General features: G+C 62.5%; 24 protein-coding genes. 3 read left to right on the top strand and 21 right to left on the bottom strand.

The window, feature by feature from the left end:
* Window positions 1-29: 29 nt before the first annotated feature.
* Window positions 30-1,037 carry a 4Fe-4S dicluster domain-containing protein gene (locus tag DESUT3_RS02710; protein ID WP_221250935.1) on the top strand — a complete coding sequence of 336 codons (1,008 nt, stop codon included), beginning with the start codon at window positions 30-32 and terminating at the stop codon, window positions 1,035-1,037.
* Here the strand turns inward: DESUT3_RS02710 and DESUT3_RS02705 are convergent.
* From DESUT3_RS02705 to DESUT3_RS02635, 15 genes are all read right to left on the bottom strand, one after another.
* Window positions 1,026-2,228: an OmpA family protein gene (locus DESUT3_RS02705; RefSeq protein ID WP_221250934.1), complete on the bottom strand. Its 1,203-nt coding sequence runs from the start codon at window positions 2,226-2,228 to the stop codon at window positions 1,026-1,028. The two genes, DESUT3_RS02710 and DESUT3_RS02705, sit on opposite strands and share 12 nt — an antisense overlap.
* A 59-nt stretch (window positions 2,229-2,287) precedes the next feature.
* The gene (locus DESUT3_RS02700; RefSeq protein WP_221250933.1) at window positions 2,288-2,923 is read right to left on the bottom strand and encodes a DUF2845 domain-containing protein; all 636 of its coding nucleotides are present in this window, start codon (window positions 2,921-2,923) and stop codon (window positions 2,288-2,290) included.
* Window positions 2,924-3,041: 118 nt separating this feature from the next.
* Complete coding sequence (locus tag DESUT3_RS02695; protein ID WP_225911677.1) at window positions 3,042-4,409, bottom strand: vWA domain-containing protein; 1,368 nt, start codon at window positions 4,407-4,409, stop codon at window positions 3,042-3,044.
* A 26-nt stretch (window positions 4,410-4,435) separates the two neighbouring features.
* Window positions 4,436-4,978 carry a TadE/TadG family type IV pilus assembly protein gene (locus tag DESUT3_RS02690; protein ID WP_221250932.1) on the bottom strand — a complete coding sequence of 181 codons (543 nt, stop codon included), beginning with the start codon at window positions 4,976-4,978 and terminating at the stop codon, window positions 4,436-4,438.
* Window positions 4,975-5,505: a TadE/TadG family type IV pilus assembly protein gene (locus DESUT3_RS02685; RefSeq protein WP_221250931.1), complete on the bottom strand. Its 531-nt coding sequence runs from the start codon at window positions 5,503-5,505 to the stop codon at window positions 4,975-4,977. The genes DESUT3_RS02690 and DESUT3_RS02685 overlap by 4 nt, the downstream gene beginning before the upstream one ends.
* Window positions 5,502-6,419 (bottom strand): tetratricopeptide repeat protein, encoded by a 918-nt coding sequence (locus DESUT3_RS02680; RefSeq protein ID WP_221250930.1) that lies wholly within the window; start codon window positions 6,417-6,419, stop codon window positions 5,502-5,504. The genes DESUT3_RS02685 and DESUT3_RS02680 overlap by 4 nt, the downstream gene beginning before the upstream one ends.
* Window positions 6,420-6,517: 98 nt before the next feature.
* Complete coding sequence (locus tag DESUT3_RS02675; protein ID WP_221250929.1) at window positions 6,518-7,489, bottom strand: type II secretion system F family protein; 972 nt, start codon at window positions 7,487-7,489, stop codon at window positions 6,518-6,520.
* A gap of 21 nt (window positions 7,490-7,510) precedes the next feature.
* On the bottom strand, window positions 7,511-8,488 hold the full coding sequence (locus DESUT3_RS02670; protein ID WP_221250928.1) for a type II secretion system F family protein: 978 nt from the start codon (window positions 8,486-8,488) through the stop codon (window positions 7,511-7,513).
* A 9-nt stretch (window positions 8,489-8,497) separates the two neighbouring features.
* The gene (locus DESUT3_RS02665) at window positions 8,498-9,871 is read right to left on the bottom strand and encodes a CpaF family protein (protein ID WP_221250927.1); all 1,374 of its coding nucleotides are present in this window, start codon (window positions 9,869-9,871) and stop codon (window positions 8,498-8,500) included.
* Between the two features lie 17 nt (window positions 9,872-9,888).
* Window positions 9,889-11,037, bottom strand: a complete 1,149-nt coding sequence (locus DESUT3_RS02660) for an AAA family ATPase (protein WP_221250926.1) — start codon at window positions 11,035-11,037, stop codon at window positions 9,889-9,891.
* 81 nt (window positions 11,038-11,118) lie between these two features.
* Window positions 11,119-11,391 (bottom strand): hypothetical protein, encoded by a 273-nt coding sequence (locus tag DESUT3_RS02655; protein WP_221250925.1) that lies wholly within the window; start codon window positions 11,389-11,391, stop codon window positions 11,119-11,121.
* Between the two features lie 15 nt (window positions 11,392-11,406).
* Window positions 11,407-12,969, bottom strand: a complete 1,563-nt coding sequence (locus DESUT3_RS02650; protein WP_221250924.1) for a type II and III secretion system protein family protein — start codon at window positions 12,967-12,969, stop codon at window positions 11,407-11,409.
* Between the two features lie 17 nt (window positions 12,970-12,986).
* Window positions 12,987-13,817 carry a Flp pilus assembly protein CpaB gene (gene cpaB / locus DESUT3_RS02645; RefSeq protein WP_221250923.1) on the bottom strand — a complete coding sequence of 277 codons (831 nt, stop codon included), beginning with the start codon at window positions 13,815-13,817 and terminating at the stop codon, window positions 12,987-12,989.
* Window positions 13,818-13,985: 168 nt separating this feature from the next.
* Window positions 13,986-14,579, bottom strand: coding sequence for an A24 family peptidase (locus tag DESUT3_RS02640; protein ID WP_221250922.1), 594 nt, complete (start codon window positions 14,577-14,579; stop codon window positions 13,986-13,988).
* 98 nt (window positions 14,580-14,677) lie between these two features.
* On the bottom strand, window positions 14,678-14,863 hold the full coding sequence (locus DESUT3_RS02635; RefSeq protein ID WP_221250921.1) for a Flp family type IVb pilin: 186 nt from the start codon (window positions 14,861-14,863) through the stop codon (window positions 14,678-14,680).
* 365 nt (window positions 14,864-15,228) lie between these two features.
* On the opposite strand from DESUT3_RS02635, the gene DESUT3_RS02630 reads away from it, so the two are divergent.
* Window positions 15,229-15,984, top strand: a complete 756-nt coding sequence (locus DESUT3_RS02630; protein WP_221250920.1) for a class I SAM-dependent methyltransferase — start codon at window positions 15,229-15,231, stop codon at window positions 15,982-15,984.
* A gap of 2 nt (window positions 15,985-15,986) precedes the next feature.
* A complete protein-coding gene (locus tag DESUT3_RS02625; RefSeq protein WP_221250919.1) occupies window positions 15,987-16,292 on the top strand; it encodes a cupin domain-containing protein in 306 nt (101 codons plus the stop codon).
* Between the two features lie 83 nt (window positions 16,293-16,375).
* Here DESUT3_RS02625 and DESUT3_RS02620 read toward each other — a convergent pair whose 3' ends face one another.
* The 6 genes from DESUT3_RS02620 to DESUT3_RS02595 form a co-directional block, all read right to left on the bottom strand.
* Window positions 16,376-17,665 carry an amidohydrolase family protein gene (locus DESUT3_RS02620; RefSeq protein ID WP_221250918.1) on the bottom strand — a complete coding sequence of 430 codons (1,290 nt, stop codon included), beginning with the start codon at window positions 17,663-17,665 and terminating at the stop codon, window positions 16,376-16,378.
* Window positions 17,666-17,701: 36 nt separating this feature from the next.
* The gene (locus DESUT3_RS02615; RefSeq protein ID WP_221250917.1) at window positions 17,702-18,646 is read right to left on the bottom strand and encodes an ABC transporter permease; all 945 of its coding nucleotides are present in this window, start codon (window positions 18,644-18,646) and stop codon (window positions 17,702-17,704) included.
* A 4-nt stretch (window positions 18,647-18,650) separates the two neighbouring features.
* Window positions 18,651-19,700: an ABC transporter permease gene (locus tag DESUT3_RS02610; protein ID WP_221250916.1), complete on the bottom strand. Its 1,050-nt coding sequence runs from the start codon at window positions 19,698-19,700 to the stop codon at window positions 18,651-18,653.
* A 39-nt stretch (window positions 19,701-19,739) separates the two neighbouring features.
* A complete protein-coding gene (locus DESUT3_RS02605) occupies window positions 19,740-21,263 on the bottom strand; it encodes an ABC transporter ATP-binding protein (RefSeq protein WP_221250915.1) in 1,524 nt (507 codons plus the stop codon).
* Window positions 21,264-21,333: 70 nt separating this feature from the next.
* Window positions 21,334-22,335, bottom strand: a complete 1,002-nt coding sequence (locus DESUT3_RS02600; RefSeq protein WP_221250914.1) for a BMP family protein — start codon at window positions 22,333-22,335, stop codon at window positions 21,334-21,336.
* A 499-nt stretch (window positions 22,336-22,834) separates the two neighbouring features.
* On the bottom strand, window positions 22,835-23,272 hold the full coding sequence (locus DESUT3_RS02595) for a rhodanese-like domain-containing protein (RefSeq protein ID WP_225911604.1): 438 nt from the start codon (window positions 23,270-23,272) through the stop codon (window positions 22,835-22,837).
* Window positions 23,273-23,295 lie beyond the last annotated feature (23 nt).

Raw genomic sequence — 23,295 nt, 5'->3', positions numbered from 1 at the left:
GGACAACTGTTCAGTTACGATATTCAAACATGAAAGCACTGACCCAAACCGAACTCGAAACCTTCCTCCACGCCCTGCAGCCCGCCTGGGATGTACGCGCCCCAATCCGCCTGAGCGACGGCACCCGCGCCCTGGGCCGGCTGGAGGAGGGGCCGCTGGCCCTGTTGGGCGGGCGCATCCCCCGCAAGCCGACGGACGTGTTCTTCGCCCAGCAGGAAAAGGTCTTCGACGCCCTGCCCGACGGCAGCTTCCGGCAGGAAGAGCCTCCGCAAAAGCCGCTTTTCGTGCTCGGCTTCACCGCCGAGGACCTGGAGTGCCTGGAATTCATCGACCGCTTTTTCAGCAGCGGTTTTGCTGACGATATCTACCTGCGCAAGCGCAGCGGGGCGGTGATTGGCGGACTGACGGGAAAATGCGGTTCGGCGGGGGAGCTGCTGCGGATTGCGGGAGGCACGTGCGACCTGGAACTGGTCTTTGACGGGGAACGCTTTATCGTCGCGGCCTACAGCGAGGCCGGGGAAAAACTGGAGGCGGCCATGACCTGCGCCGAAAGCGGTGCTTCGCTGGAGGACCTGCGGCGCGCCTCCGAGGCCCTGCCCCAGGACAACCGCCGCCTGCTCGAGCAGGCCTCGGCGCTGCTCATAGCCGAGCGCGTCCCCGACGCATTCTGGGCCGAGATCGGCGAGCGCTGCATCGCCTGCACCGGCTGCAACCTGGTCTGCCCCACCTGCACCTGCTTCGGCGTGCAGGACTGGCGCTACCCGACTCACATCGAGCGCAGCCGCATGTGGGACTCGTGCCAGCTCGACGCCTTCATGCGCGAAGCGAGCGGCCACAACCCCCTGGGCAGCGAGGCCCTGCGCACCCGCCGCCGCATCCACCACAAGCTCGCCGCCGACCTGCGCCGCTGGGGGCACCTCACCTGCTACCTCTGCGGCCGCTGCGACACCACCTGCCCCACCGGCATCGGCATCGTCGCCGTGGCCCGGGAGATGGTGGCGCGTCATGCTGGGGAAACCGCCCGGCTACAGGGATGAAAAGGTCACCTTTTCCGGCCTGACCAAGGGGACCTGCACCTTGCTCTGCGAGTCCCGCCTTCTGCGGATTTCAACATCCTTGTCCCCTTCCGGGGAGGCAAGAATGGCGATACGGCGGTTGCGTTCCCGCCCCTGCGGGGTGCCGTTGTCGGCCACCGGCCAGACCTCTCCATAGCCGACCGCCGCAATGCTCTCGGCAGGGATTCCGTAATTGTCCACCAGATACTTGCGCACACTGTCGGCCTGGCGCTGGGTGATCCGCAGGTTGTACTCGGCCGGTCCCAGGTTGTCGGTATGCACCTCGACGGTGTAGCGCCGCTCGGGATGGGCCAGAATGAATCCCGCCACCTGCTTTGCCTCTTCGGGTTCCCAGGCGGCCACCGTCACCCAGCCGGGATCGAATACCGGCCGGATCGCCAGGTAGACCGGCTCATCGGGACCGGCCGGACATCCCAATTCGTCGACCAGCTCACCTGCTGGGGTGTCGGGACACTGGTCGGCTACGTCGAAAATCCGGTCCCCGTCGCTGTCCAGGTCCGGATCCGGGTCGGCAACGGCGATATTTTTCGCTGGGGGTGGAAACAGCTTTTCCAGCCATTGGCCCACCGCCAGGGTCGGCGAATCGGCATCGCCGAACACAAAGCTCAGCCCGGCCGTTGATGCCAGGTTGTGGAACAGCTCCCGGTCCTCCCGGTTGTCGCTGGTGTTGAAATCCAGAATGTGGCGGATGTCGCCGCGCAAGGCCAGCCCGTCGTTGATGAAATACTTCAGGCCGATGCCCCAGTTGACCATCAAATCTTCATCGGAGGCGCCGGGATCCCGGTCCGTCCAGTAAAGGCCGGCGCCGGCCGCCAGGTAGGGAATCAGCCGCTGGTTGGGAAGCACATGGTAGAGGGCATCCAACTGCAGGGAGAAGACCCGGACATCCACCTCCGGCTGAGCGTCGGTTTCCGTGTTCACATAACGGACGGCCCCCTCGATGCCCCAGCGGCTGGTGAAATTGTAGCCGAGCGCCGCCCCCACCACGGGACCATCGTCCAGCCCCTGGTTCCCCTCGAAAAGCTGGTACCCCCCCAGCAGGCTCAGGGAGAGTTTGCCCGGGCCGGACGGGGCGGCCTCGGCCGCCGAAACCAACAAGCACCCCAGCCAGACCAGGGTCAGGGGTCCGCTAATCCATCTGGGTAATTTCATCGCATCCCTCCCAGTTCATCGAAATCACAGCCTTCCCGCCTCCGTCGCGAAAATCCCGGTCAATTGAAGGTGGTGCGACCGGTGCCGCGGGTGAAGGCCGTACAGCGTCCGTTTTCGAAAAAAACGTAACGCCAGTCCGGGTAAACCCACTGCGTGTAGGGAGCTGCCCCCCCCTGCCGCTGACTCGTCTCGGCGGGCTGCCCCCAACTGCGCCGGACGTCCTCCATGCTCATGCCGATACGAACCTTTTGCTCGGCAATCAGCGCCTGCAAATCGGCAGGCGGAGCATTTTCCCCGCCCGCCAAAAGGTCCTCCGGCATGGCGGAGAGCCGGCTATCGGCGCGTCGGTCCATCTGCATGGCAAGTGAATGGTAGTGCGCATATTTCCTGCGATAAATTTCCTGATCGGGATTCATACTCTGCAGAATTTCATAAAGCCGCCGATTGATCTCAATGTCCCGCGCAGGTATCTGCAACACATATCGATAGAGCTGCATCTCCCCGGCTTTGGCCTTCAATCTGGCTATTTCCCGATCGGTTGCCTTTTCCAGGTAGTCGCTTGCCAGCTCATAGGCCCGGGAATAATTCTCCTTTTGCAGCAGGCCGTACAGCTCCCCCAGTACCAACGGCTTGTCCCTGCCCAACACTTGCTCGTTGACCATGCCCGGTATCAGCAGGACCATGCCCAGAAGCATGAAATTGACCGCCCATATGTTCGATCTGCCATGTTTCCCCATGGTGCCACCGCTTTTCAGTATGCCCCGGGCAGCGTGTTTTCAACCCGATTCGATTACCATTCTCCAGGTTTCCCCGTTACATGGTGAGGCGCATTATGGCACTGGCTAACCGGTCATAGCAGGCGTCCAGTTCCGACTCATCCGCAGCATGGCAATAAAGCCCCGAGACCTCATCGGCTCGGAAATCCGCTGCGAGCTTTTTATTCCCCAGCATGTTTCGGTCATTGGCCATACGAAGAAGAAGGTCTTCTCCATTTTCGCTGTCAGGGCCTGAGGGATCTCGCAGTCTGGATCCCAACCCGAGAGTAAAGACATAGATGTTGCTTCTTCTCGCAGCAGCGGCCATATCTTCAAGGAGGTTTCGGGAAATCCTGTTGATATTGTCATAATCGACAGCACTGCTTGTCGCCCTCCTGCTGCCGGGGTAAAAAAGGCGAAATTCGCTGTCTCCTGTTCGACGCGGATCGTAATAGGGAGGCAAACGTCTGACGTACCTGGAGAAATTGTGAAATGAGCCGATGGAGGAATTGATTCTCGTGTGATCCCAAAGGCCGCTTTCTCTATTCGCATTGTCCGGGTCCGGAAGGTTATCGCCGCTTCGCAATGAACCCGAACGCGTTCTGCCATCGCCCCAAGGACCGTCGAAGACGAAAGTTGATGAAAAAGTATTTGGAGCACCATCGGTGAAAAACACAATTGCCCTGATGCTGGAACGATTAGTAGAGATGCTCTCAAGCTGAGCCTTGGCTCGCCAAAACCCCTCGCAGGAGTTGGTAAAATTAGGATTTGAATTGGTCCCGAAATTGAATCTTTCGATCTCTCTTCTGATCCGGTTTTTTTCAAAGCCCCTGCCACTTTTTTTTATTTCAACAGGGACCTCCGCACCATAGGCGTATTTGATAAGCGCCACTCGGTCAGTGTCCTGGTTGAATTTGTCAATGAAGGCTTTGGCACTTCGTATAACATCGTCCGTGACATCCCCCAGGCTGCCCTGCCGCAATGATGTGGTGTTGTCAACCACGAAAGCCATGTCCAAATCCTGCCGGACAACCTGAGCTCTTGCCGCGACCTCAATATTGTCCATGCCTAATACCCGCATGAAAGCTGTGGGTACTGTTGCCGAGGAGTCGACAGTCACGCTCACCGTCCCGGTGTCACGGTTGGTAGCTACACGCACCTCGCCCAAGGCAGGATGGGACCCTAGATATCCATCGGGAAAGTTGGCGGCAAAGAACTTGTCAGCGGCCTGCCTGGCTTGCGCCTCTCCCCCGGAAGAGGCCTTGGCAGCAGCTATGGCCGCGGCATCCAGAGCCGAGGAAAGTTTGGCCTTCACCCCGTAGGCCATGCCCGCATCCAGTGCGAGTCCAGCAAGGCCCACCAAGACCGTCATTCCGGCAGCAACCAGGACCAGAACTGCCCCCCTGTTGTTTTTTAGGCAACCCACTATCACGGTGGAATCTCCGAACCGGGTCAGAAAAGGGTTATTGAATAGAGTTCTGAGGTGTTTTGCAGGACATACCCAATAAGCGGTTGGTAGGAGTAAAAAACCTCCACGGCAAAAACCACCTCACCATTCGCCAGGTCCATATCCAAGTTGGCCGTTGGCAGTTGATCGGGCATCTCACATGCACCGTCCAGCCAGCGGCCACATTCTCCCCAAACCCTGCTCGAAGAAGGGTAGCCCCCCGGCCAGAGATACTGCTCGGTCACCCTGGGGCCGCCATCCCGCCCTTCGACTCTGGTTATGTACATGCGCCCGCGGCGGGCCATTTCCAGCGGCTGTGCTGTTGTCGCCAATGCGCTCATGATATCCAGGGGAGAACTCGAGGTACGCGACGCAAGATTGGCCCCCTCCCGGCTTATGTTGATCAAGATGTTCTTAGCCTGGATGGCCTGGGCGTAATCGGCGATGCCGTAGACGAGCAGAAGCAGCAGAGGCAGAACCATCGCCAGTTCGACGATCACCGCCCCCCGCTGCGTCCCGGAATAGGTTTTTACGCCTTGGCGGGTCATGGCTGGAAAGCCTCGTTTCTCATGGTGGCGCTGACGGTGAACTCGTATCTGCCGCCGGTTTTTCTGAAAAAAGGTTGCGCCAGAGGAGTCAACAGGGGCCAGGCGCAATCCAGATTGATCACGATGATGTCGCCGGGGGCCCCGTACCCACTTAGCCTGGAACCCCCGTAGGCCCTGATGTTGCGCTCCACAACCACCTTGTCATAAAGCCCCATGGAGCTCTCCCTGATCATCTGGGTCACCGCGCGGTCACGGTCATAGATCTTTTTCCCATCCTCACCCTGGGCCGGAGTCGGGTCGCGATCGTTCAGCCCGGTAATGGCATAACGGGCCCCCTCGCGAACCGCGTGCTGCATGGTGAGGTTCACCCAGAACATCAGGCCGAATTCGATGATGGCGAAGAACAGGACAAAGAACAGGACCCCCGCGAAGGTGAACTCCAGGGCCACGGCCCCCTTTTCCCGCCGCAGCAGCCGCTGCGTCAGCCGACGCCCGGTCCACCATTTGTCTGCTCCTGTTCGCCTCATCTTGCCGCCTTGCGCACCACCTGCAGCCGGTTGAGGTTCTCCTGGGCCCGGAGGTAGAACACCGGCTTGAGGTCCAATGCCCGTTTGAAGGCTTTTTCCGCCTGATCGTACTGCCCGTCGGTCATGTAGAGGTAGCCCAGATTGTTGTAGGCCGAGGCCTGGTCCATGGCCGTCTGGAACACCTGCAGGGCCTTCCCCTCGTCGCCGTGCAGAGCATAGGCAGCCCCCAGGTTGTTTTTGAAAAGCGAGTTCTCCGGTTCGATGTTCAGCGCCCTGCTGAAGGCGGCGATGGCCTCGTCGTACCGCTTCTGCAGCAGGTAGTTGAAGCCGAGGTTGTTGTGCGCCGCCGCCAGGTGGGGACGCAGGGTCACCACTTCGCGATGCAGCGGCTCGGCCAGCGGTTCCATGCCTAGGGCCTCATAGGTGATGGCCAGCTCCCCCAGCACCAGCGGGTTCCGATCCTCCAGCTGCATCGCCTTCACCAGGTTTTCCAGCGACTGGTCCCTGGCCCCCTGGTTGCGCAGCACTCGCCCCAACCCCACCAGGGCCGGGACATGATCCGGGTCATGTTTCAGCGCCACGCCATAGAGGCCGGTCGCCTTTTTCAGGTCATGGCCCCGCTCGAAGGTTTCGGCCAGCCCGACCAGGGCCGGCGCCGAGTCGGGACTCTTTTTCAGGGCTCGAACGAAGTACAGTCGGGCCAGGGGAATGGCTCCGCTGGCAAGGTGGCCTCTACCCAGCTGCACCAGTTGTTCGGCCGGAAGGCTTTCCAGCCGCTTTTGCTCCTCCTGCCTCAACTGTTCCTCGGGGAGCTGCGCCGGGTCGAGGGAACCGAGGTTGAGATCCCTGACCGTGGTCGAGGTGCAGGAACAGAGAAGAAAGATGACCAGGAGGCCCAGCCAGGCCTGGACCAAAGCCGACCGCCGGCCTCTCCGGGCAGGGGCTGCGGCCTTTCTGCGGTTTCGGTGTCCTAACATGCGATCCCTCCGGGTTGAAGCTCGGCAAAGGCAACTCAGGGGCCGCCCAGGGCGGGCAGCAGGTTTTTCGCGATGCGGATGGCCGCCGGGCCGACCAGCACCACGAACATCGCCGGGAATATGAAAAAGATCATGGGGAACACCAGCTTGACCGCGAGCTTGGCTGCCTTCTCCTCGGCCACCTGGCGCCGCTTGGTGCGCATGGCGTCGGTATGCACCCGCAGGGTCTTGGCCAGGCTGGTGCCCAGGCGGTTGGTCTGGATCAATACGGCGATCAACGCCTGCAGTTCCGAAACGCCGGTGCGCTGCCCCATGTTGCGCAGACATTCTTCCCGCGGGATGCCTGCCTGGAATTCAAGGTTGGTCAGGTAAAACTCGTCGCTGAGATCCTTGCACATGGGCCGGATCTCGTCCCCCACCCGCTTGAGAGCCATGTTCAGGCCAAGGCCCGCCTCCACGCAGACCAGCATCAGATCAAGGGCGTCGGGCAGGGCCTTGAGCAGACGTTCCTGACGCCTCTGAACCAGCTGCAGCAGTGCCAGGTTGGGCAGGAAAAAGCCGCCGGCCGCCAGCAACAGACAGATGGCCAGCGCTTCGGGGGTTGCCGGCTGAAACAGGAAGCGCAGCAGGTAAAGCGCCGGCAGCAACACCGCGCCGATAACCTTCAGCGCCAGAAAATTCCGCAAGGCCTGCCTGGAGCGGAAACCGCCCTGCACCAGCCGCAGTCGCAGCCGCTTCTGGGTTGCCTCTTTGCTGGGAGCGATGATCTGGTGCAGGGGCTTGGCCACCTTGGCCACAAAGCCCTGGGACTCATCCTGGATGATCAGGGGGCGTTTTCCATCCGCCGCCGGTTCGGCCGCCACCAACCGGGAGAGTCGGTTACCGGCTCCCTCGCGGCGCCAGAAGGAAAGAGCCACTCCCGCAACCGCCGCGGAAACGGAAAGAAAGACCAGACCCAGGATGGCAAAGTACTGCGGGTTCTCCAGAATCCTGTATAGAGCGTTCATCAACTGACCCATCACAGCATCCTACATTTCGATTTTGACGATCCGGGACATGACCAGGGCTCCGAGGACCATGGCCAGCGAAGCCGTTGCCATCATCAGCACTCCGGCTTTTTCCGTCCAGAGCAGGGAGAGGTACTCGTAGTTGACCAGGTATATGTAGCCGAACAGGACAATGGGCATTAAAAACAGGATGACCGATGACAGGCGCCCGTCGGCGGTCAAGGTCCGCACCAAACGGTGGAACTTGGCGCGCTCGCGGATGAGATGGCTGATGTTGTCGAAAATATCGGCGATGTTGCCGCCGGTTTCCCGCTGCACCAGAATGGCCACCACGAAAAACCGCAGATCCCGGAGGGGAACCCTTCGGCAGAGGTTTTCAAGGGCTTCGCGGACCGATATCCCCAGGTTCACTTCGTCGACGACCGCGGCGAACTCGGCCTTGAGGGGCTCGCCCATCTCCCCGGAGACCATTTCGAATCCCGAGGTCAGCGCATGCCCCGAACGCAGGGCCCGCGCCAGAAAATCGAGGGCGTCGGGGAGCTGGTCCTCGAACCGGGCCAGGACCTTACGCTCCACGTGGCGCAGGTAAAGAAAGGGAAGCACCAGCATCAACAGCCCGCAGGCGAAACCCGCAGCGGGCCGGGACAACAATTCGGCGGCCACCAGGTAGCCGGCCAGGGCCAGCCCGAGACTGCCAAGGAGAAAGGTCGAGGCATTCAGCGGCAGGCCCGCGCGGATAAGCATCCGGTCCAGAGCGCTGATGCGCGGCAGGGCGAACAGGAGGCGCTCCAGAATGCCCGCATCCTGCAGCGCCTCCTTTTTGTAGAGGGCCAGTTTCTCCCGGCTCAGGGCCCCGCCGGCCGAAAGGTAGAGCAGGCGCCTGCGGACGGACCGCTTGTGGGTAAGCCCGCTGCCAGCCAGCCACAGGTACCCGATTCCGACCAGCGAGGCGGCAAACAGAAACACACAGGTCAGCAGCAGGACGGTCAGCAGGTCCATGAACCCTCCTTATTCGTAATAACGATCGGGCGAGAAAGTCTCCGGCGACACCTCGATCCCGGCCATCTCCAGTTTCTCGGCAAAGCGCGGCCGGATGCCCGAGGCCCGAAACCGGCCGAGGACCTTCCCGTCCGGGGAGAGTCCCTTTTTTTCATGGAGGAAGACGTCCTGCAGGGTGATGATCTCCCCCTCCATCCCCGAAACCTCGCAGATCGAGGTGATCTTGCGGGTGCCGTCGGCGAGCCGGGTGACCTGGATGATCATGTCCAGGGCCGAGGAGATCATGAAGCGCATAGCCTTCTCCGGCAAATTGATGCCGGTCATGAGAATCATCGATTCCAGTCGGGTCAGCGAATCGCGGGGCGAGTTGGCGTGCACCGTGGTGAGCGATCCGTCGTGCCCGGTATTCATGGCCTGCAGCATGTCGAAGGTCTCGGGGCCGCGCACCTCGCCGATGATGATGCGGTCGGGGCGCATGCGCAGGCTGTTGCGGACCAGTTCCCGCTGGGTGACCAGCCCGGTCCCCTCGATGTTCGCCGGTCGCGTCTCCAACCGCACCACGTGCTGCTGCTGCAGCTGCAATTCGGCGGCGTCCTCTATGGTGACGATCCGCTCCTGGTCGGGGATGTAGCCCGAAAGCACGTTGAGCAGCGTGGTCTTGCCGGCCCCGGTGCCTCCGGAGATCATGATATTCAGCTTGGCCTTGACGCAGCCGCCGAGAAACCGGGCCATGTGGGGCGGCAGGGTGTGGTGGCGGATCAGGTCGTCCATGGTCAACGGATTCACCGCAAACCGGCGGATGGAGAGGATCGGGCCGTCGATAGCCAGCGGCGGGATGATGGCGTTGACCCGCGAACCGTCGGCAAGGCGGGCGTCCACCATCGGCGTCGACTCGTCGACCCTTCTGCCCACCCGCGAGACGATCCGGTCGATGATGTTCATCATGTGGGCGTTGTTCAGAAAGCGGGCCCGGGTTTTTTCCAGCAGGCCGTAGCGCTCGACGTAGATGTTGTTGTAGGCGTTGCAGAGGATGTCGGAAACCGTGGGATCCTTGAGAAACGGCTCGATGGGGCCCAGGCCCTTGAGCTCGTCCATGGTTTCGTTGATCAGCTCGCGGATCTCCTCCTCATTGAGAAGCGCCTTCTCCTCGAGCAGAAAATCCTCGATGACCCGGCCGATCTCGGGACGAACCTCCTCGGCATCGAAGGTGTCCAGCGCCTTGAGGTTGAGCTCTTCGACCAGGCGGCTGTGGATCTTATGCTTGAGCAGGTAGTAGTTTTCGTCCCGTTCGTTCGCCGACCGCCCCGCCCCCGTGAATTGCAGCGGGGCGGCCGGGGGATCGGGGAGGTTTTTTTTGGTTTTGAACATTCCCCTGAGAGCCATGGGTTACTCCTGCAAGATTAAACCGCTTTTCCGAACAGTCCCTTCAGGCCCCGGTAGTCCTGGTTGACCGCTGAATTATTCAACTTCTCAATGAATTCCTGGACGTTTTTGGAGAGCGCTGCCTTGGGGTTGTGCCTGACAAGGGGCACCCCCCGGTTGATCGAGACGATCGTTTCGTCGAAATCGTTGGGGAGAAGCCAGAACACCCTCCGTTTCAGGGTCTCTTCGATTTCGTCGATGGTCAGGGTCTTCCCCTTGATGAAACGATTGACGACGATCTCGATTTTCTGGGGGCTGATCCCGTTTTTCTGGATCAGCTTGAGCAGCCGTGAGGCATTGCGGATGGCCGGCACGGAGAGATCGGTGATGATGAAGATCCGGTCGGAGGCCTGAAAGGCCTCTAGCGAGCAGTCGCTTACCGACATGGAGGTGCAATCGACAATGACCTGGTCGTAGAGGCCCTTGAGCAGGTGGAGAATTTTCTTCAGGTGTCCGGCCTCGACCAGGGCACTGTCCTCGGGGTTTACCGGGGCGGCCAGAAACCCGAGGCCGGTGGCATGTTTGGTCATGGCCCCCTGCAGCAGGGCGTAGTCGAGGCGGTGATAGTTTTTGCAGAGATCGGCGATAGTAGTCTGGGGAACGATGTCCAGCAGGGCGGAGCCGTCGCCCGCCTGCAGGCTCAGGTCGAGCAGGGCCACGCTGGATTCGCCGCTCATCGCCATGGCGGCCGCGGTATTCACCGCCGTCACCGTGGCGCCTAGCCCCCCCTTGCTGCCGATAAAACTGTACAGCCGCCCCCTGCTCGTTTTCTCGGGGGAGGCCAGGCGAGAACGGACCTTTTCCACCGCTTCCTTGAGTTTCAGAACATCGGGGGGGCAGAACAGAAATTCCGCCGCCCCCGCCTTCATCACCTCGATGATATGTTCGGGGCGTTTGTCCTCGGACAGCACGAAAAGCGGCACCTGCGGATGCTGGGTGCGCAGCAGCTCCATTTTCTGAAAGACATCGCCTGCGCCGGCACGGTCCTCGAGGATCAGGATGTGCGGGGCGGCGCGCTCAGCCCTGCCGAAAATCCTGACCTTGGGCAGCTCCGCCAGAGCCGCCCTGATCCTCTCGACGAGATGCCCGTCACTTATTTCCAATGCGACGAATAACTCCTGATCCATCAAATCCTTCTCCTGCAGAGACCCTGGGAATCCTTCCCTCTTTTCTCCCGAGGCAAGACTTCCGGATTTCCGGCTTTCTACCTAATCCGCCTTGATCCCGAACTGGAAGATGTCGGTCTTTTCAATCTTTTCGGCAAACGTCTGGTTGTTCACGTCCATGATCTCCTCGGCGGAGATCCCCTCGGTCCCCTCGGGTACCTGCCCGGCGTACCGGTAATCGGGATAGGCCACCATTTTGTCCCAGGAACTCTGGCTGGCCTGGCCGAATTCGCGATCGACCCAATAGGCCTCCTCGAGAGTGGCGCATCCCGCCAGCATCGCCGAAAGCCCAATAAGAATTGCAAGCATCCTCATGGTCGCACTCCTTGTTCACTGGGCGGATAACGGCTGGTTGCCGAAAGGCCCCTCCAGCCCGCCGCGGGTTTTGGTTGGCAGAGAAGATACGGCAAATCCATGTTGGCTCAACTCCGAGGTGTCTTCAGCGGAGCGCCTCCCCTCCAGGCGTCCCTCCAGGTAGAACTCGTACCAGTTGGGTTTTTTGAGGTACTCGCCCGGGAACTCAAGCTCCCCTTCCCTGACCGGCTTGACAATGTGCGGGGTAACCGCCACCAGCAGGTCGGTTTTGTCCTGGATGTAGCCGGTGCTGCGAAACAGCGCCCCGAGGATCGGGAGGTCGCCCAGGCCAGGTATCTTGCGGGCACGTTCGCGCAGGTTGTCCTGCAGCAGACCGGCCAGGGCCAGGGTCTGGCCGTCGTGGAGCTGTACGGTGGTGTCAAGCCTGCGGGTAGCGAGGCTCGGCACCTGAAATTCGGCGCCGGTGATCCCCGCGGGAATGCTGCTGGTAGAGGTGATTTCGCTGACACTTGGAGCCACGTGCAGACTGATCCGGCCGTCGCTCAGCACCACCGGGGTGAAGACCAGGGCAACCCCGAAGTCCTTGTATTCGATGGTGATCTGGCCAAAGTCCTGGGGGACGGGTATGGGGAACTCGCCACCGGCCAGAAAACTTGCCTTCTGGCCGCTCTGGGCCACCAGCCGCGGCTCGGCCAGGGTGCGGGCCAGCCCTTCGGTTTCGAGAAACTGCAGTGCGGCGGTGAAATTGTCGATGTTCACGAAGATATTGGCCGCGTTGTCGGCGAAATTGAGCAGCAGGGATCTGGGGTTCTGGATCAGACCGTCGATGGCTCCCTCGAAGAACCCCGACTGATTCGGAGCGTTGGGAAAATTGAGATTGACGAATGCGTCCTCGACCGGGGTGAGGACGTTGCCCACCCCCGCAGCACCGGTAAAGTCGTTGCCCAGCTTGGCCAGGCCCAGCGCGGCCTGCCAGTCGCGGGTGGAGTTGCGGGTGACCTCGGCGAACTTGACCTCGAGCATGACCTGCTGCAGGCCGCCGACCTTGAGCAGGTTGGTGATCGCGCCGCCGGAGCGCCCGGTCCCCCCCTTGCCGCCCTTGTCGTCGGCCTCTTTGGGCAGATAGGTCGCGGTCAGCCGCAGAACCTGCTCGACAACTTCGGGCCCGGATACCGTCCCGGAGAGCACCACCCCGGTTTCCGAGGCGTAGACTTCGATGCGCTGGTTCGGATAGAGCTCATGCAGCTTTTGCTTGAGGGCGGTAAGATCCAGGGAAACCACCACATCAAGCAGGGTGCGGCTCTTGCCCTCTTCCCACAACATCACGCTGGTGTAGCCCACCATTTTGCCGAACACATAGATCTCCCGCGGCGAGAGAACCACCACGTCGGCGACTTCCGAATCAGCGATGGAGACCCGTTTGAAGGGCTGGGCGGTTTTGATCATGTCCGAGCCGCCCAGTTTCAGCTCGAGGGTTTTGCGCTCCACGTCTTCGGCCGAGGAAATACTGCAGACAAGGACGATGACGGCCATGATCAGGGCGGCCCCTCCAACCCGCGAAAACCGGATGCAATTCATAAAACCCTCCGTGGGCATTAAAGTTTTTCTTCGGAATTGGCATTTTTGAACTGGACCGTTTCAGCCGGTTTCGAGCCCCGGATAATCTCCACAGCATGAGGGGAAGGCTTGGGTCGGTAGACGACCCTGCGGACCGGCGCGGCCTTTTTCGCCACGGTCTTCGGCTCCTCGACCTTGGGCTCTTCCTCCAGGGGGTTTCTCAACACCAGGTGAATATCCCCCTGGTGGGTTTGCAGGGCCAGTTCCTCGGTCTGTTTGGGTTCGAGCTCCAGGGTGACGGTGCGCACGATCTTTGCCTGGCCCTCTTCGGTAAAAGTCTCCTGGGCGATGGCGAGCACCTTGATGCGTTTGAGGATGGTCTTGGCGATCTTTTTGTCGCCGCGGGTTTCATCGACCCCGATGATGTCCACAAAGGTATTCGGCAGCACGAAGCCGCCGACACCGGTCACCTCGTCGACCCGCACCGCCATGGCCCGCATCCCGGTGGTAATCAGAGCCACCATACCGGCCCCGGACCCGGGGGCGGCCAGTTCCGCCGCAAGTACCGGGGCGCCGGCCGTCAGCTTGGTGACCGCCACCCGTCCTTCCACTGCGGAGATGTCGTTGAACGCGCCGCGGGGCTCACTCCCCTGGGGCCAGTCCGCCAGCACCAGGTTGGCCTTGGTCAGCGGGGTGCCGATCTGCATGTCGGAGGCGGCGACTACCACCTTGGTAAGCGGCACCGTCGCATTCAATACGACCTGCGCTTGCGTGCTGCGGGCTGCCAGCCATTTCTGGGCAAGAACCACCGCCAGGATGCCGAAGCCGATGGCGAGGCCGAAAGCAATCAGGCCGCCGTATCTTTTCATGACACTCCTCCCTGTAGAGACTGCTAGCGCCGGGCCACGGGCAGTAAGAGCTGAGCAGCGCTGCCTGAAAGACCGCTCGAAGGATTTTGACCGGGATTGGTTTTCCAGCCGAGGGCGCCTTGGGGACCAGCATTCCCCGGCCCCGGGCCGAGCGGTTGAAAACAACCTTTAAATAATCGCGCCCCAGCCAAGATAGGCGTAATAGCCAAAGGCAATGGCCGGGGCGAAGGGGAATTTCACTTTTGCCTGCGAAGCCAGGGCCAGGGAACCTTCCGAGTCTCCGCTCCCCACGGCGGCGGTGACCGCCTGGCGCCAGGGGCGCGATTTGCCCATGGAGATCTCTTTGCACAGGCTGTGGACAATTGCCATGGCACCGCCGAGGAAAGCCGTGTAAAGAAAAATCTGAAAAATGGCGCCGGGCCCCACCAAGGCCCCCAGGGCCGCCAGGGCCTTGACATCCCCGGCGCCCATTCCGCCCAGCAAAAACGGCAGGAGAAACATCCCTAACCCCGTAAGCAGGCCTGCCAGGGCCATGTTGAGTCCGGGCAAACCGGATCCGAGCGCATGGTATCCCAGGGCCAGCAGAGCCAGGGTGTAACTGAACAGGTTGGGGATTCGGGCGAAAACGGTATCTGTAACGCAGACCACCAGGAAAAAGACGGAGGCAAAAAGGATGGAAAGGTCAATCCCCTCCCTGCCAATGAAAAAAAGAGACAGGCTTGCAGCCGCAAAACCGGTCAGGCAATGCTGCAGTTTGTGCATTCCAAGCCTCTCCAACTTTTTGCCTCCCCAGCAATGGCCTTTTGCAAAGTCCCGTTCAGGACTTTAGGCCCAGTTCTTCCCTCCCGAAATCCGACGTCTCACCCTCCCCCGGAAGTCAGGGCATCATTCACCGTGGTAAAGGCCCCCAGAATATTGTCTCCAAGGGCATAGACAACAGCTACGATTACGGCCGCGATGGCGGCCACCATCAGTCCGTACTCCACCCCCGTAGCGCCCTCTTCGCCTCTGAGCAGTTCCCTCAGCTTCATCATTAGGATGTTCATCAGCCTTCCTCCTTCTAATTAGTGTTGATTTTTTATTTGCTACCAATAAGCTAGCAATCATTATGCCGCACTAAACTTCTCAGAGATTTCCTATTTTGTCAAGATGGAAACGAGCATCCAACCGCTGAATGGTGGGAGGGAATTTCTTGTCCCAGGAAGTTCAAGGGGCAAGGCATTAATGAAAAGGAGCGATTCCGTAAAGAATCCAGACACACCACCTTTACACTTTGCTTTACACTTTTCAGCGGAGGAGCAACGGACTGCCGCAGCCAGGCCCCTGCTCGACGGGGCGATATATTGCGGGGAAGATTTCCTGGTATGCTGATAGGGGTGATGCATCATTCTTTGGAAGGGAATTACCGCCCATGGCCTTCAAAGACCATTTTTCCGCCCAGGCCGGCCATTACTCCAAGTTTCGACCCCACTACCCACGGACCCTCTTCGAGTTTCTCGCCTCCCTCGCCCCGGCGCGTTCCCGGGCCTGGGACTGCGGGACTGGGAGCGGCCAGGCAGCGATCGGCCTGGCGGAGTTTTTTTCGGAGGTAATTGCCACCGACGCCAGCGAAAAGCAGATAGCGAACGCCCACACCCACCCTGGGGTCCGCTACCGGGTCGCCCCTGCCGAGGCGAGCGGCCTGGAAACCGCCTCCGTCGACCTGGTCACGGTCGCCCAGGCCCTGCACTGGTTCGATCTGGATAAGTTCTACGCGGAAGTCCGCCGGGTGCTGCGCTCCGGCGGCATCCTCGCCGCCTGGACCTACGACCTGTTCGGCATCACCCCGCAGGTGGACGCGGTGGTCCATCACTACTACAGGGAGATCGTAGGGCCTTACTGGCCGACGGAGCGCAAATGGGTGGAACAGCAATACCGGACCATCCCCTTTCCCTTCGAGGAGCGCCCTGCACCGACTTTTAACCTTACAGCGGAGTGGGAATTGACCGATCTGCTCGGGATGCTGCGGACCTGGTCCGCGACCCGCATCTGCCTGGAGACCACGGGCAGCGATCCGGTTCTGCTGATCGAGGAAAGCCTGGCTCGGGCCTGGGGGGAGCCCACGACTTCCAGGTCCGTAGTCTGGCCGCTCAGCCTCAGGGTCGGGGAGGTTTTTCCTGGAGGATAGTCATGAAACTGGTAAACCTTAAACCGGAAAAAGGGTTCAAACTGGTGGCCGGCACCAGCCGCTCGCAGGCCGCCACCATGGTGCTGCCGGCGCGCAATTCCACCGGCGGTCCGGACAACCGGCACCCCGACAGCGACCAGTGGCTGTTCGTCCTCGCCGGCCGCGGCCAGGCCATCGTCGCCGGCAGCAGGGTCGACCTGCAGCCCGGGGACCTGCTGCTCATCGAGGCCGGCGAGGCCCACGAAATCATCAACTCGGGCGATGCCCCCCTGGAAACCCTGACCCTCTATGCCCCGTCCATGTTCTGAACCGCCCTGCCAACTCAAAACCGCCCGCCGGCAGTAACGCCGGAGGGCGGTTTCTGAAGTTTACCACTGATTTTCGACTGGAATCAGTCGCCCAGGGATCCGAGGGTAAAATCGACCCGGGATTCCTGCCCTCCCAGCATAACCCGCGATACCACCGGCGGCGTCTGGGCGATGACGCGGCCGGCGCGTACAACCTCAAGCCGCGGCGCTTTCAGGCGAATGGCTTCAACGGGATCGGCGGCCTGAAGCACGACCAGGTCGGCCCGACAGCCGGGCTCAAGCCCATACCCCTCCAGCTGCAGGGTTCGGGCGGCATTGGAGGTCACCGCCTCGAACAGCTGCTCGATCTGGCCGGCCCCGCTCATATGCAGGGCATGCACCCCCATATGGGCGACCTCGAGCATGTCGTGGCTCCCCAGCGGATACCAGGGGTCGAGGATGTCGTCGTGGCCCAGGCTGACGTTGACGCCGGCGGCCAGCAGTTCCGGCACCCGGGTGAGGCCGCGGCGCTTGGGGTAGCTGTCGTGGCGCCCCTGCAGCACCATGTTGACCAGCGGGTTGCAGACCGCGTTGAGCCGGGCTTCGGCCATCAGCGGCAGCAGCTTGCTGACGTAGTAATTGTCCATCGAATGCATGGAGGTCAGGTGCGAACCGGTCACCCGCCCCTGCAGCCCGAGCCGGGTGGTCTGGCAGGCGAGGCTCTCCACGTGCCGTGACATGGGATCGTCCGACTCGTCGCAGTGCATGTCGACCAGCAGGCCCCGTTCGGCCGCCAGTTCGCAGAGCAGGCGCACCGATTCGGCTCCTTCGGCCATGGTGCGCTCGAAGTGCGGGATGCCGCCGACCACATCGACCCCCAGGTCCAGGGCCCGCTTCATCTGCTCGCGGGCGGCCGGGTCGCGCAGGTAACCGTCCTGCGGAAAGGCGACCAGCTGCATGTCGAGGTAGGGGCGCATCTGCTCCCTGACCTCGAGCAGGACCTGGACCGCCTGCAGGCTCGGGTCACAGATGTCCACGTGAGTCCGCACCGCCAGCACCCCCCGGGCCACCGACCAGCGCAGCAGCTTCAGGGCCCGCTCCTTGATGCGCTCGGCGCTCTGCCCGGGCTTGAATTCCCCCCACATGGCGATCCCCTCGAGCAGGGTTCCGCTTTCGTTGCGCCGCGCCTGGCCAAGCAGCGACAGGGTGGCGTCCATGTGAAAATGACTGTCGACGAAGGGAGGCGTCACCAGCCGCCCCGCGGCATCGATCTCGCGGGTGGCCTGCCCTTCGATGCGCGGGGCGACCTCGACGATGCGGCCGCTTTGACAGGCGATGTCCTGCGCAACCGGTTTGCCGAAAATATTGGCTTGACGGACGATCAGATCGAGCATTGCACGCTCCTTGCGGCCAGAGAAGGTCGGTTCCCCCTAGCGCTCCCCGCGCCGGAAGGGGACCAGCAGGGCCTTGGGGTAGGCGGCCCGCCGCGACATGATGATCAGCGCCAGGATACTCAGCACGTAGGGGGCCATCAAGTAGAACTGGTAGGGGATGGCGGAGGTCGCCTGCTGCTGCACCCGCATCTGGATCGCGTCGAAGGTGGCGAACAGCAGCGCCCCGAGCAGCGCCTTGCCCGGCCGCCACGAGGCGAACACCACCAGCGCCACGCAGATCCAGCCGCGGCCGTTGGTCATGCCGATGTAAAAGGCGTCGAAGGCCGACAGGGTCAGGAAGGTCCCGCCCACCGCCATCAGGGCGCTGCCGAAAACCACCGCCCCCGTCCGCACCAGGTGCACGTTCAGCCCCTGCGCCTCGGCGGCCATGGGGTTTTCGCCGACCATGCGCACCGCAAGGCCCAGCGGGGTATAGAACAGAGCATAGCCGACGCCGACGATCAGCGCCAGGGCCAGCCAGGTCAGCGGCGACTGGCTGAACAGCGCCTCGCCGATATAGGGCAGTGCCGAGAGCCCGGGGACCTGCCAGGTTTCGAAGGGGACGATCTTGGGCGGGGTGGTGGCGTTGGGCAGCATCATGCGGAACACGAAGTAGCTCAACGAAGAGGCGAGCATGGTGATGCCCAGCCCGGTCACGTGCTGGGAGAGGCCGAGGTAGACGGTGAAGAGGCTGTGCAGCAGGCCGAAGGCCGCGCCCACGCAGGCGGCGAACAGCACCCCGCCCCAGAGGCTTCCCCCCTGGTAGACCCACATCCAGCCGGCCATGGAGCCGGCTGTCATGATCCCTTCGATGCCCAGGTTGAGCACCCCCGAGCGTTCGCAGACCAGTTCACCGAGCGTGCCGAAGATCAGCGGCGTGGCCATGCGCAGGGTGGCGACCCAGAAGCCGGCGGTGAGGATGAAATCAAAAAGATCGGTCATGGCGCTATTTCCAGCGGATGCGGTAGCGGGTCAGCAGCATGCTGACCAGCACCGTCAAAAGGGCGGTGGCGGTAATGACATCGGCGATGTAATTGGAGACCGCCAGGGCCCGGCTCATCGAGTCGGCGCCGTTATAGACCACCGCCACGAAGCAGGCGGCGAGGATCACGCCGAGGGGGTTGAGCCCGGCCAGCATCGCCACCACGATGCCGGTGTAGCCGAAGCCCGGCGACAAATCGAGGGTCAGGTAGCCCTTGAGGCCGCAGAGCTCGCTGACTCCGGCCAGCCCGGCGAGCCCCCCGCTGATCAGGGCAGTGCGCACCACCGTCCGCCCGACCGGGATCCCGGCGAAATCGGCGGCCTTCTGATTGGCCCCGACCGCGCGGATCTCGTACCCCCAGATGGTGAAGCGCATCAGCGCCCAGGAGACAGCCGCCCCGGCCAGGGCGACCAGGAATCCGGCATGCAGCCGGGTGCGGGCGAGCAGTTTGGGAAGCACCCCCTGGTCGATGACCGGCGCCGCCTGGGGCCAGCCCATGGCCATCGGATCCTTCCACGGCCCGAACAGCAGGTAGTTGACGAACAGCAGCACGATGAAGTTGAGCAGCAGCGTGGTCACCACCTCGTCGACCTTGAGGCGGGTCTTGAGCAGGGTCGGCACCAGCAGCAGCAGTCCGCCGGCCAGCGCGCCGGCGCCAAACAGAACCGGCAGCATCAGGTAGGGCGGCAGGGAGACGGCACCGGTCCCCAGCAGGGTGGCGGCACAGGCCCCGGCATAAAACTGCCCCTCGCCGCCGATGTTCCAGAGCTTGGCCCGGAAAGCCACCGCGGCGGCCAGGCCGGTGAGGATCAGCGGGGTGGCCCGGGTCAGGGTTTCGCTGATGGCGAAACGCGACCCGAGGGCCCCCTTGAAGAGGCTGGCATAGGCCTGGGGGACCGAGGCGCCCGACCAGGCGATCAGCACCGAGCAGAGCCCCAGTGCGGCGGCCACCGCCAGCACCGGTCCGCCCACCGCCATGACCAGGGAGATATTGTCACGAGGTTCCAGACGCATGAATCAACTTCCAACGGGATAGGTGAAAATCGCAGCCGGTCAGCCGGCCGCCGCGAAGTCCTGACCGCTCATCAGCAGACCGAGCTGCTGCAGGGTGACCTCGCCGGCATCGAGCGGTGGGCTCAAGCGCCCGTGGTAAATGACCTGGATACGGTCCGAGAGCTGCAGCAGTTCGTCGAGGTCTTCGGAGATCAGCAGCGTGGCCGCGCCCCTCTCGCGGGCGGCGAGCAGCTGGCTGTGGACATAGGAGGCGGCCCCGACGTCCAGCCCCCAGGTCGGCTGATGGGCGAGGATCACCGAGGGATTGCGGGCCAGCACCCGGGCCAGCACCAGTTTCTGCATGTTGCCCCCGGAGAGCTTGCGGACCGGCGCCGAGATTCCGGGGCAGCGCACGTCGAACTCGCGCACCAGACGTCCGGCATGCTCGCGCAGCGCCGCGAAGCGCAGCAGCCCGAAGCGCGAGAAGCGCTTCTCGCGGTAGCTCTCCGAGGCGAGGTTTTCGGTGATGGTCATATCCCCGATCAGCCCGGTGCCGTTGCGGTCTTCGACGATGCGCCCGATGCCGTGGCGCACCATGGCCCTGGGGCTCGGCTTCAGGAGAGCCCCGTCAGCCAGGGTCATCCGCCCCTCATCAGGCCCGAGCAGGCCGCAGAGCAGATCGGCCAGCTGGGCCTGGCCATTGCCGGAAACCCCGGCGATGCCGAGGATCTCGTGCTCCCGTAGATCCAGCGAGGCCTCCTGCAGATGGACCTTGCCGTGCTCGCCGCGCACCGTCACGCCGTCGAGGCCCAAGAGGGGCTTGCCGGGGTTCAGGGGAACCCGCTTCGGCTTGGGGATTTCCCGGCCGACCATCGCTTCGGCCAGGGCCTCGCGGGAGGTCTCGTCGATCCCCGTTTCGTGCACCACCCGGCCGCCGCGCAGCACCGCGACCCGATCGCTGATCGCCATGACCTCGGCCAGCTTGTGCGAAATGAAGACCACCGCCAGCCCGCGCCCCACCAGCCGGCGCAGGGTCAGAAACAGGCTGTCAACCTCGGGCGGCGTCAGCACCGCCGTCGGTTCGTCCAGAATCAGGATCCTGGCGTTGCGGTAGAGCACCTTGAGGATCTCGACCCGCTGGCGCTCTCCCACCGAGAGGTCCCGGACCCGGGCCCGCGGGTCAACCTCCAGGCCGAACTCACGCCCCAGCTCGCGCAGGCGCCGGGCGGCCCCTTTCAGATCCTGGCGCGGGGTGAACAGGCGCTCGGTCCCCAGCACCACGTTTTCCAGCACCGTCAGGTTGTCCGCCAGGGTGAAGTGCTGATGCACCATGCCGACGCCGGCCTCGATGGCGGCCCGCGGCTTGCCGGGCGGAAGCTCCTGCCCGAAAACCTCCACCGTCCCCGCATCGGCGACGTAATGGCCGAACAGGATGTTCATCAGGGTCGTCTTGCCGGCGCCATTCTCCCCGAGCAGGGCCAGCACCTCGCCCTCGGCCAAGTCCAGGCAGATGGCGTCGTTGGCGATCAGCGGGCCGAAACGCTTGGTAATGTCGCGCAGGCGCAGAACCGTCGGATGAGGCACGGTATTATCCTTGTACAGAAAAACGGCCGCCCCCCTTAGAGGGCGGCCGCAGCATGATCGATGGAGAAGATCAGAAGGTCGACTTCGGCTCGTTGTCGTTGATGGTCACGGTGAATTTACCCGCCCGGATCTGTTCCCCGAGCTCCTTGACCTTGGCCTTGGCTTCCGCCGGGATCTTCCCGTCAAACTCGTAGTAGGGGGCCAGCGAGGCGCCGCCCTTGGCCATCATGGTCCACTCCCGGTAGTCCTCGGCCTTGAACCCGCCTTTCTTGACCAGGGCGATGGCGTGGTTGATGGCCGACTCCATGTGCCAGAGCGCGGAGGTCACCACCACGTCCTTGCCGTTCTCTTCCTTGTTCATGTCGTTGACGTTGCCGAAGGCCACAATCCCCTTCTGGCGGGCCGCATCGACCACACCGGCACGCTCGGCGTAGAGCACGTCGACCCCGGCCTCCACCTGGGCGAAGGCGAATTCCTTGGCTTTGGGCGGGTCGTACCAGGAACCGATGAAGGAGACCTTGAACTTGACCTCGGGATTGACCGAGCGGGCGCCATCCATGAAGGCATTGAAGAGGCGGTTGACCTCGCCGATGGGGTAGCCGCCGACCATGCCGATCTTGTTGGTCTTGGTCAGGCTGCCGGCGATGATCCCCATCAGGTAGCAGGGCTCGTGGATATAGTTATCGAAAACAGCGAAGTTGCTGCCGTGGGGACCGAAGGAATCCCCCACCAGAAAGGCGACTTCGGGGTAGTCGTCGGCCACCTTGTGGGCCTCGCGGGAGATGCCGAAGGCTTCGCCGACGATAAGCTTGACGCCGCTCTCGGCGTACTCGCGCATCACCCGCACGTAATCGGTGTTGGCGACCTTTTCCGAATAGACGTAATCGATCTCGCCGGCCTCCTGGGCCTTGACCAGCGCCCGGTGCAGGGTGCCGTCCCATTTCTGCTGGATCGGCTGGGTGTAGATGCCCGCGACCTTGATCTTCTCCGCCAGGGCAGGCGAGATGAGAACAAGGCACAGAAGCAGGGAAAGGCTCAGGGATTTCAGCGGCTGGGGCAGGAAATGTTTCATGTTCGCTCCTTTTTTGAGTTTATCACAGGAAAAACTGACCAGGCATCCCAGGATGCGGGAACCGGCATCCAACCTTGAGCAGGGCCCGTGCCAACACCGCAACGGCCCGCCACAACCCCGTAAACCGTCAAAACCGAGAGATTGTCGCGCCAGGGAAAGAAAACGAGCGAAAGGTCTGCCTGTTAAATCAGCAGCCGCCGCCCACAAGTGAGGCAGTCGCTGAGCCGAGCCTCGTTAGTCCCGGGGGCAGCACTCGGGCCGGGCCATGAAGTGCCGGAAAAAGTTGTCGTTGATCGCGCAAACCTCTGTTATCCGAAGCAATTAACACTCCTTTCGGATTTTTTGTCAAGACTGGATTAAATTACCGGGGGAAGACTTGCGGCGGGGTCGGCGAGAGGGCGCGGGTCCAGCCCCGGCCAGGTTCCGAGTCGACCCCGGCCGCAGCATAAAAAAAACGCGCCCGGCTTGGGCGCGTTTTTTTGTTCCTGGCTTTAGGAAGCTACTTCCCTTTTTCGGTCAGCTCCGGATAGGGCCAGCCATCCTGGCCCTTTTCCAGGATGAACAGCCGCCCGGCCGGGATCCCGCTGGCCTGGAGGTGCTGGTAGGCCCGCTCGGCGCCGCCGCCGCCCCGGGGGCAGACGATGACCACCGGCTCCTCGCTGGCGTTCAGTTTTTCCACCACCGCGTCGAGCCGGGCCTTTTCGGCCTCGGTTTTCACCGGGTAGGCGAAGGTCGCCAGCGCGCCGGGAAGATGGTGGGCGGCGAACTCCTCCTCGACCTGGATGTCGACCAGCAGCATCGGGACCCTGCTCTCCAGGTTCTGCCGCACCGCCTCGGGGCTGAGATAGTTGTAGGAATCGGCCGATACCGCCCCGCCGCTGCACAGCAGCGCCAGAACCAGCCCGCAAATTGCCCTGCCAAACCATTTCTTCATCATGATATCCACCTCCAGGCAAGATA

It is taken from the genome of Desulfuromonas versatilis, from assembly GCF_019704135.1.
In the GTDB taxonomy this organism is placed as follows: Bacteria; Desulfobacterota; Desulfuromonadia; order Desulfuromonadales; family NIT-T3; genus Desulfuromonas_A; species Desulfuromonas_A versatilis.
Note: the sequence above shows the minus strand (reverse complement) of the source record. Positions and strands in the feature narration are given on the sequence as shown.

Coding starts and splice junctions, on each gene's coding strand:
- DESUT3_RS02710 (WP_221250935.1), top strand. CDS start 30: ATGAAAGCACTGACCCAAACCGAACTCGAAACCTTCCTCCACGCCCTG.
- DESUT3_RS02705 (WP_221250934.1), bottom strand. CDS start 2,228: ATGAAATTACCCAGATGGATTAGCGGACCCCTGACCCTGGTCTGGCTG.
- DESUT3_RS02700 (WP_221250933.1), bottom strand. CDS start 2,923: ATGCTTCTGGGCATGGTCCTGCTGATACCGGGCATGGTCAACGAGCAA.
- DESUT3_RS02690 (WP_221250932.1), bottom strand. CDS start 4,978: ATGACCCGCCAAGGCGTAAAAACCTATTCCGGGACGCAGCGGGGGGCG.
- DESUT3_RS02685 (WP_221250931.1), bottom strand. CDS start 5,505: ATGAGGCGAACAGGAGCAGACAAATGGTGGACCGGGCGTCGGCTGACG.
- DESUT3_RS02675 (WP_221250929.1), bottom strand. CDS start 7,489: ATGAACGCTCTATACAGGATTCTGGAGAACCCGCAGTACTTTGCCATC.
- DESUT3_RS02670 (WP_221250928.1), bottom strand. CDS start 8,488: ATGGACCTGCTGACCGTCCTGCTGCTGACCTGTGTGTTTCTGTTTGCC.
- DESUT3_RS02665 (WP_221250927.1), bottom strand. CDS start 9,871: ATGGCTCTCAGGGGAATGTTCAAAACCAAAAAAAACCTCCCCGATCCC.
- DESUT3_RS02660 (WP_221250926.1), bottom strand. CDS start 11,037: ATGGATCAGGAGTTATTCGTCGCATTGGAAATAAGTGACGGGCATCTC.
- DESUT3_RS02655 (WP_221250925.1), bottom strand. CDS start 11,391: ATGAGGATGCTTGCAATTCTTATTGGGCTTTCGGCGATGCTGGCGGGA.
- DESUT3_RS02650 (WP_221250924.1), bottom strand. CDS start 12,969: ATGAATTGCATCCGGTTTTCGCGGGTTGGAGGGGCCGCCCTGATCATG.
- cpaB (WP_221250923.1), bottom strand. CDS start 13,817: ATGAAAAGATACGGCGGCCTGATTGCTTTCGGCCTCGCCATCGGCTTC.
- DESUT3_RS02640 (WP_221250922.1), bottom strand. CDS start 14,579: ATGCACAAACTGCAGCATTGCCTGACCGGTTTTGCGGCTGCAAGCCTG.
- DESUT3_RS02635 (WP_221250921.1), bottom strand. CDS start 14,863: ATGAACATCCTAATGATGAAGCTGAGGGAACTGCTCAGAGGCGAAGAG.
- DESUT3_RS02630 (WP_221250920.1), top strand. CDS start 15,229: ATGGCCTTCAAAGACCATTTTTCCGCCCAGGCCGGCCATTACTCCAAG.
- DESUT3_RS02625 (WP_221250919.1), top strand. CDS start 15,987: ATGAAACTGGTAAACCTTAAACCGGAAAAAGGGTTCAAACTGGTGGCC.
- DESUT3_RS02620 (WP_221250918.1), bottom strand. CDS start 17,665: ATGCTCGATCTGATCGTCCGTCAAGCCAATATTTTCGGCAAACCGGTT.
- DESUT3_RS02615 (WP_221250917.1), bottom strand. CDS start 18,646: ATGACCGATCTTTTTGATTTCATCCTCACCGCCGGCTTCTGGGTCGCC.
- DESUT3_RS02610 (WP_221250916.1), bottom strand. CDS start 19,700: ATGCGTCTGGAACCTCGTGACAATATCTCCCTGGTCATGGCGGTGGGC.
- DESUT3_RS02600 (WP_221250914.1), bottom strand. CDS start 22,335: ATGAAACATTTCCTGCCCCAGCCGCTGAAATCCCTGAGCCTTTCCCTG.
- DESUT3_RS02595 (WP_225911604.1), bottom strand. CDS start 23,272: ATGATGAAGAAATGGTTTGGCAGGGCAATTTGCGGGCTGGTTCTGGCG.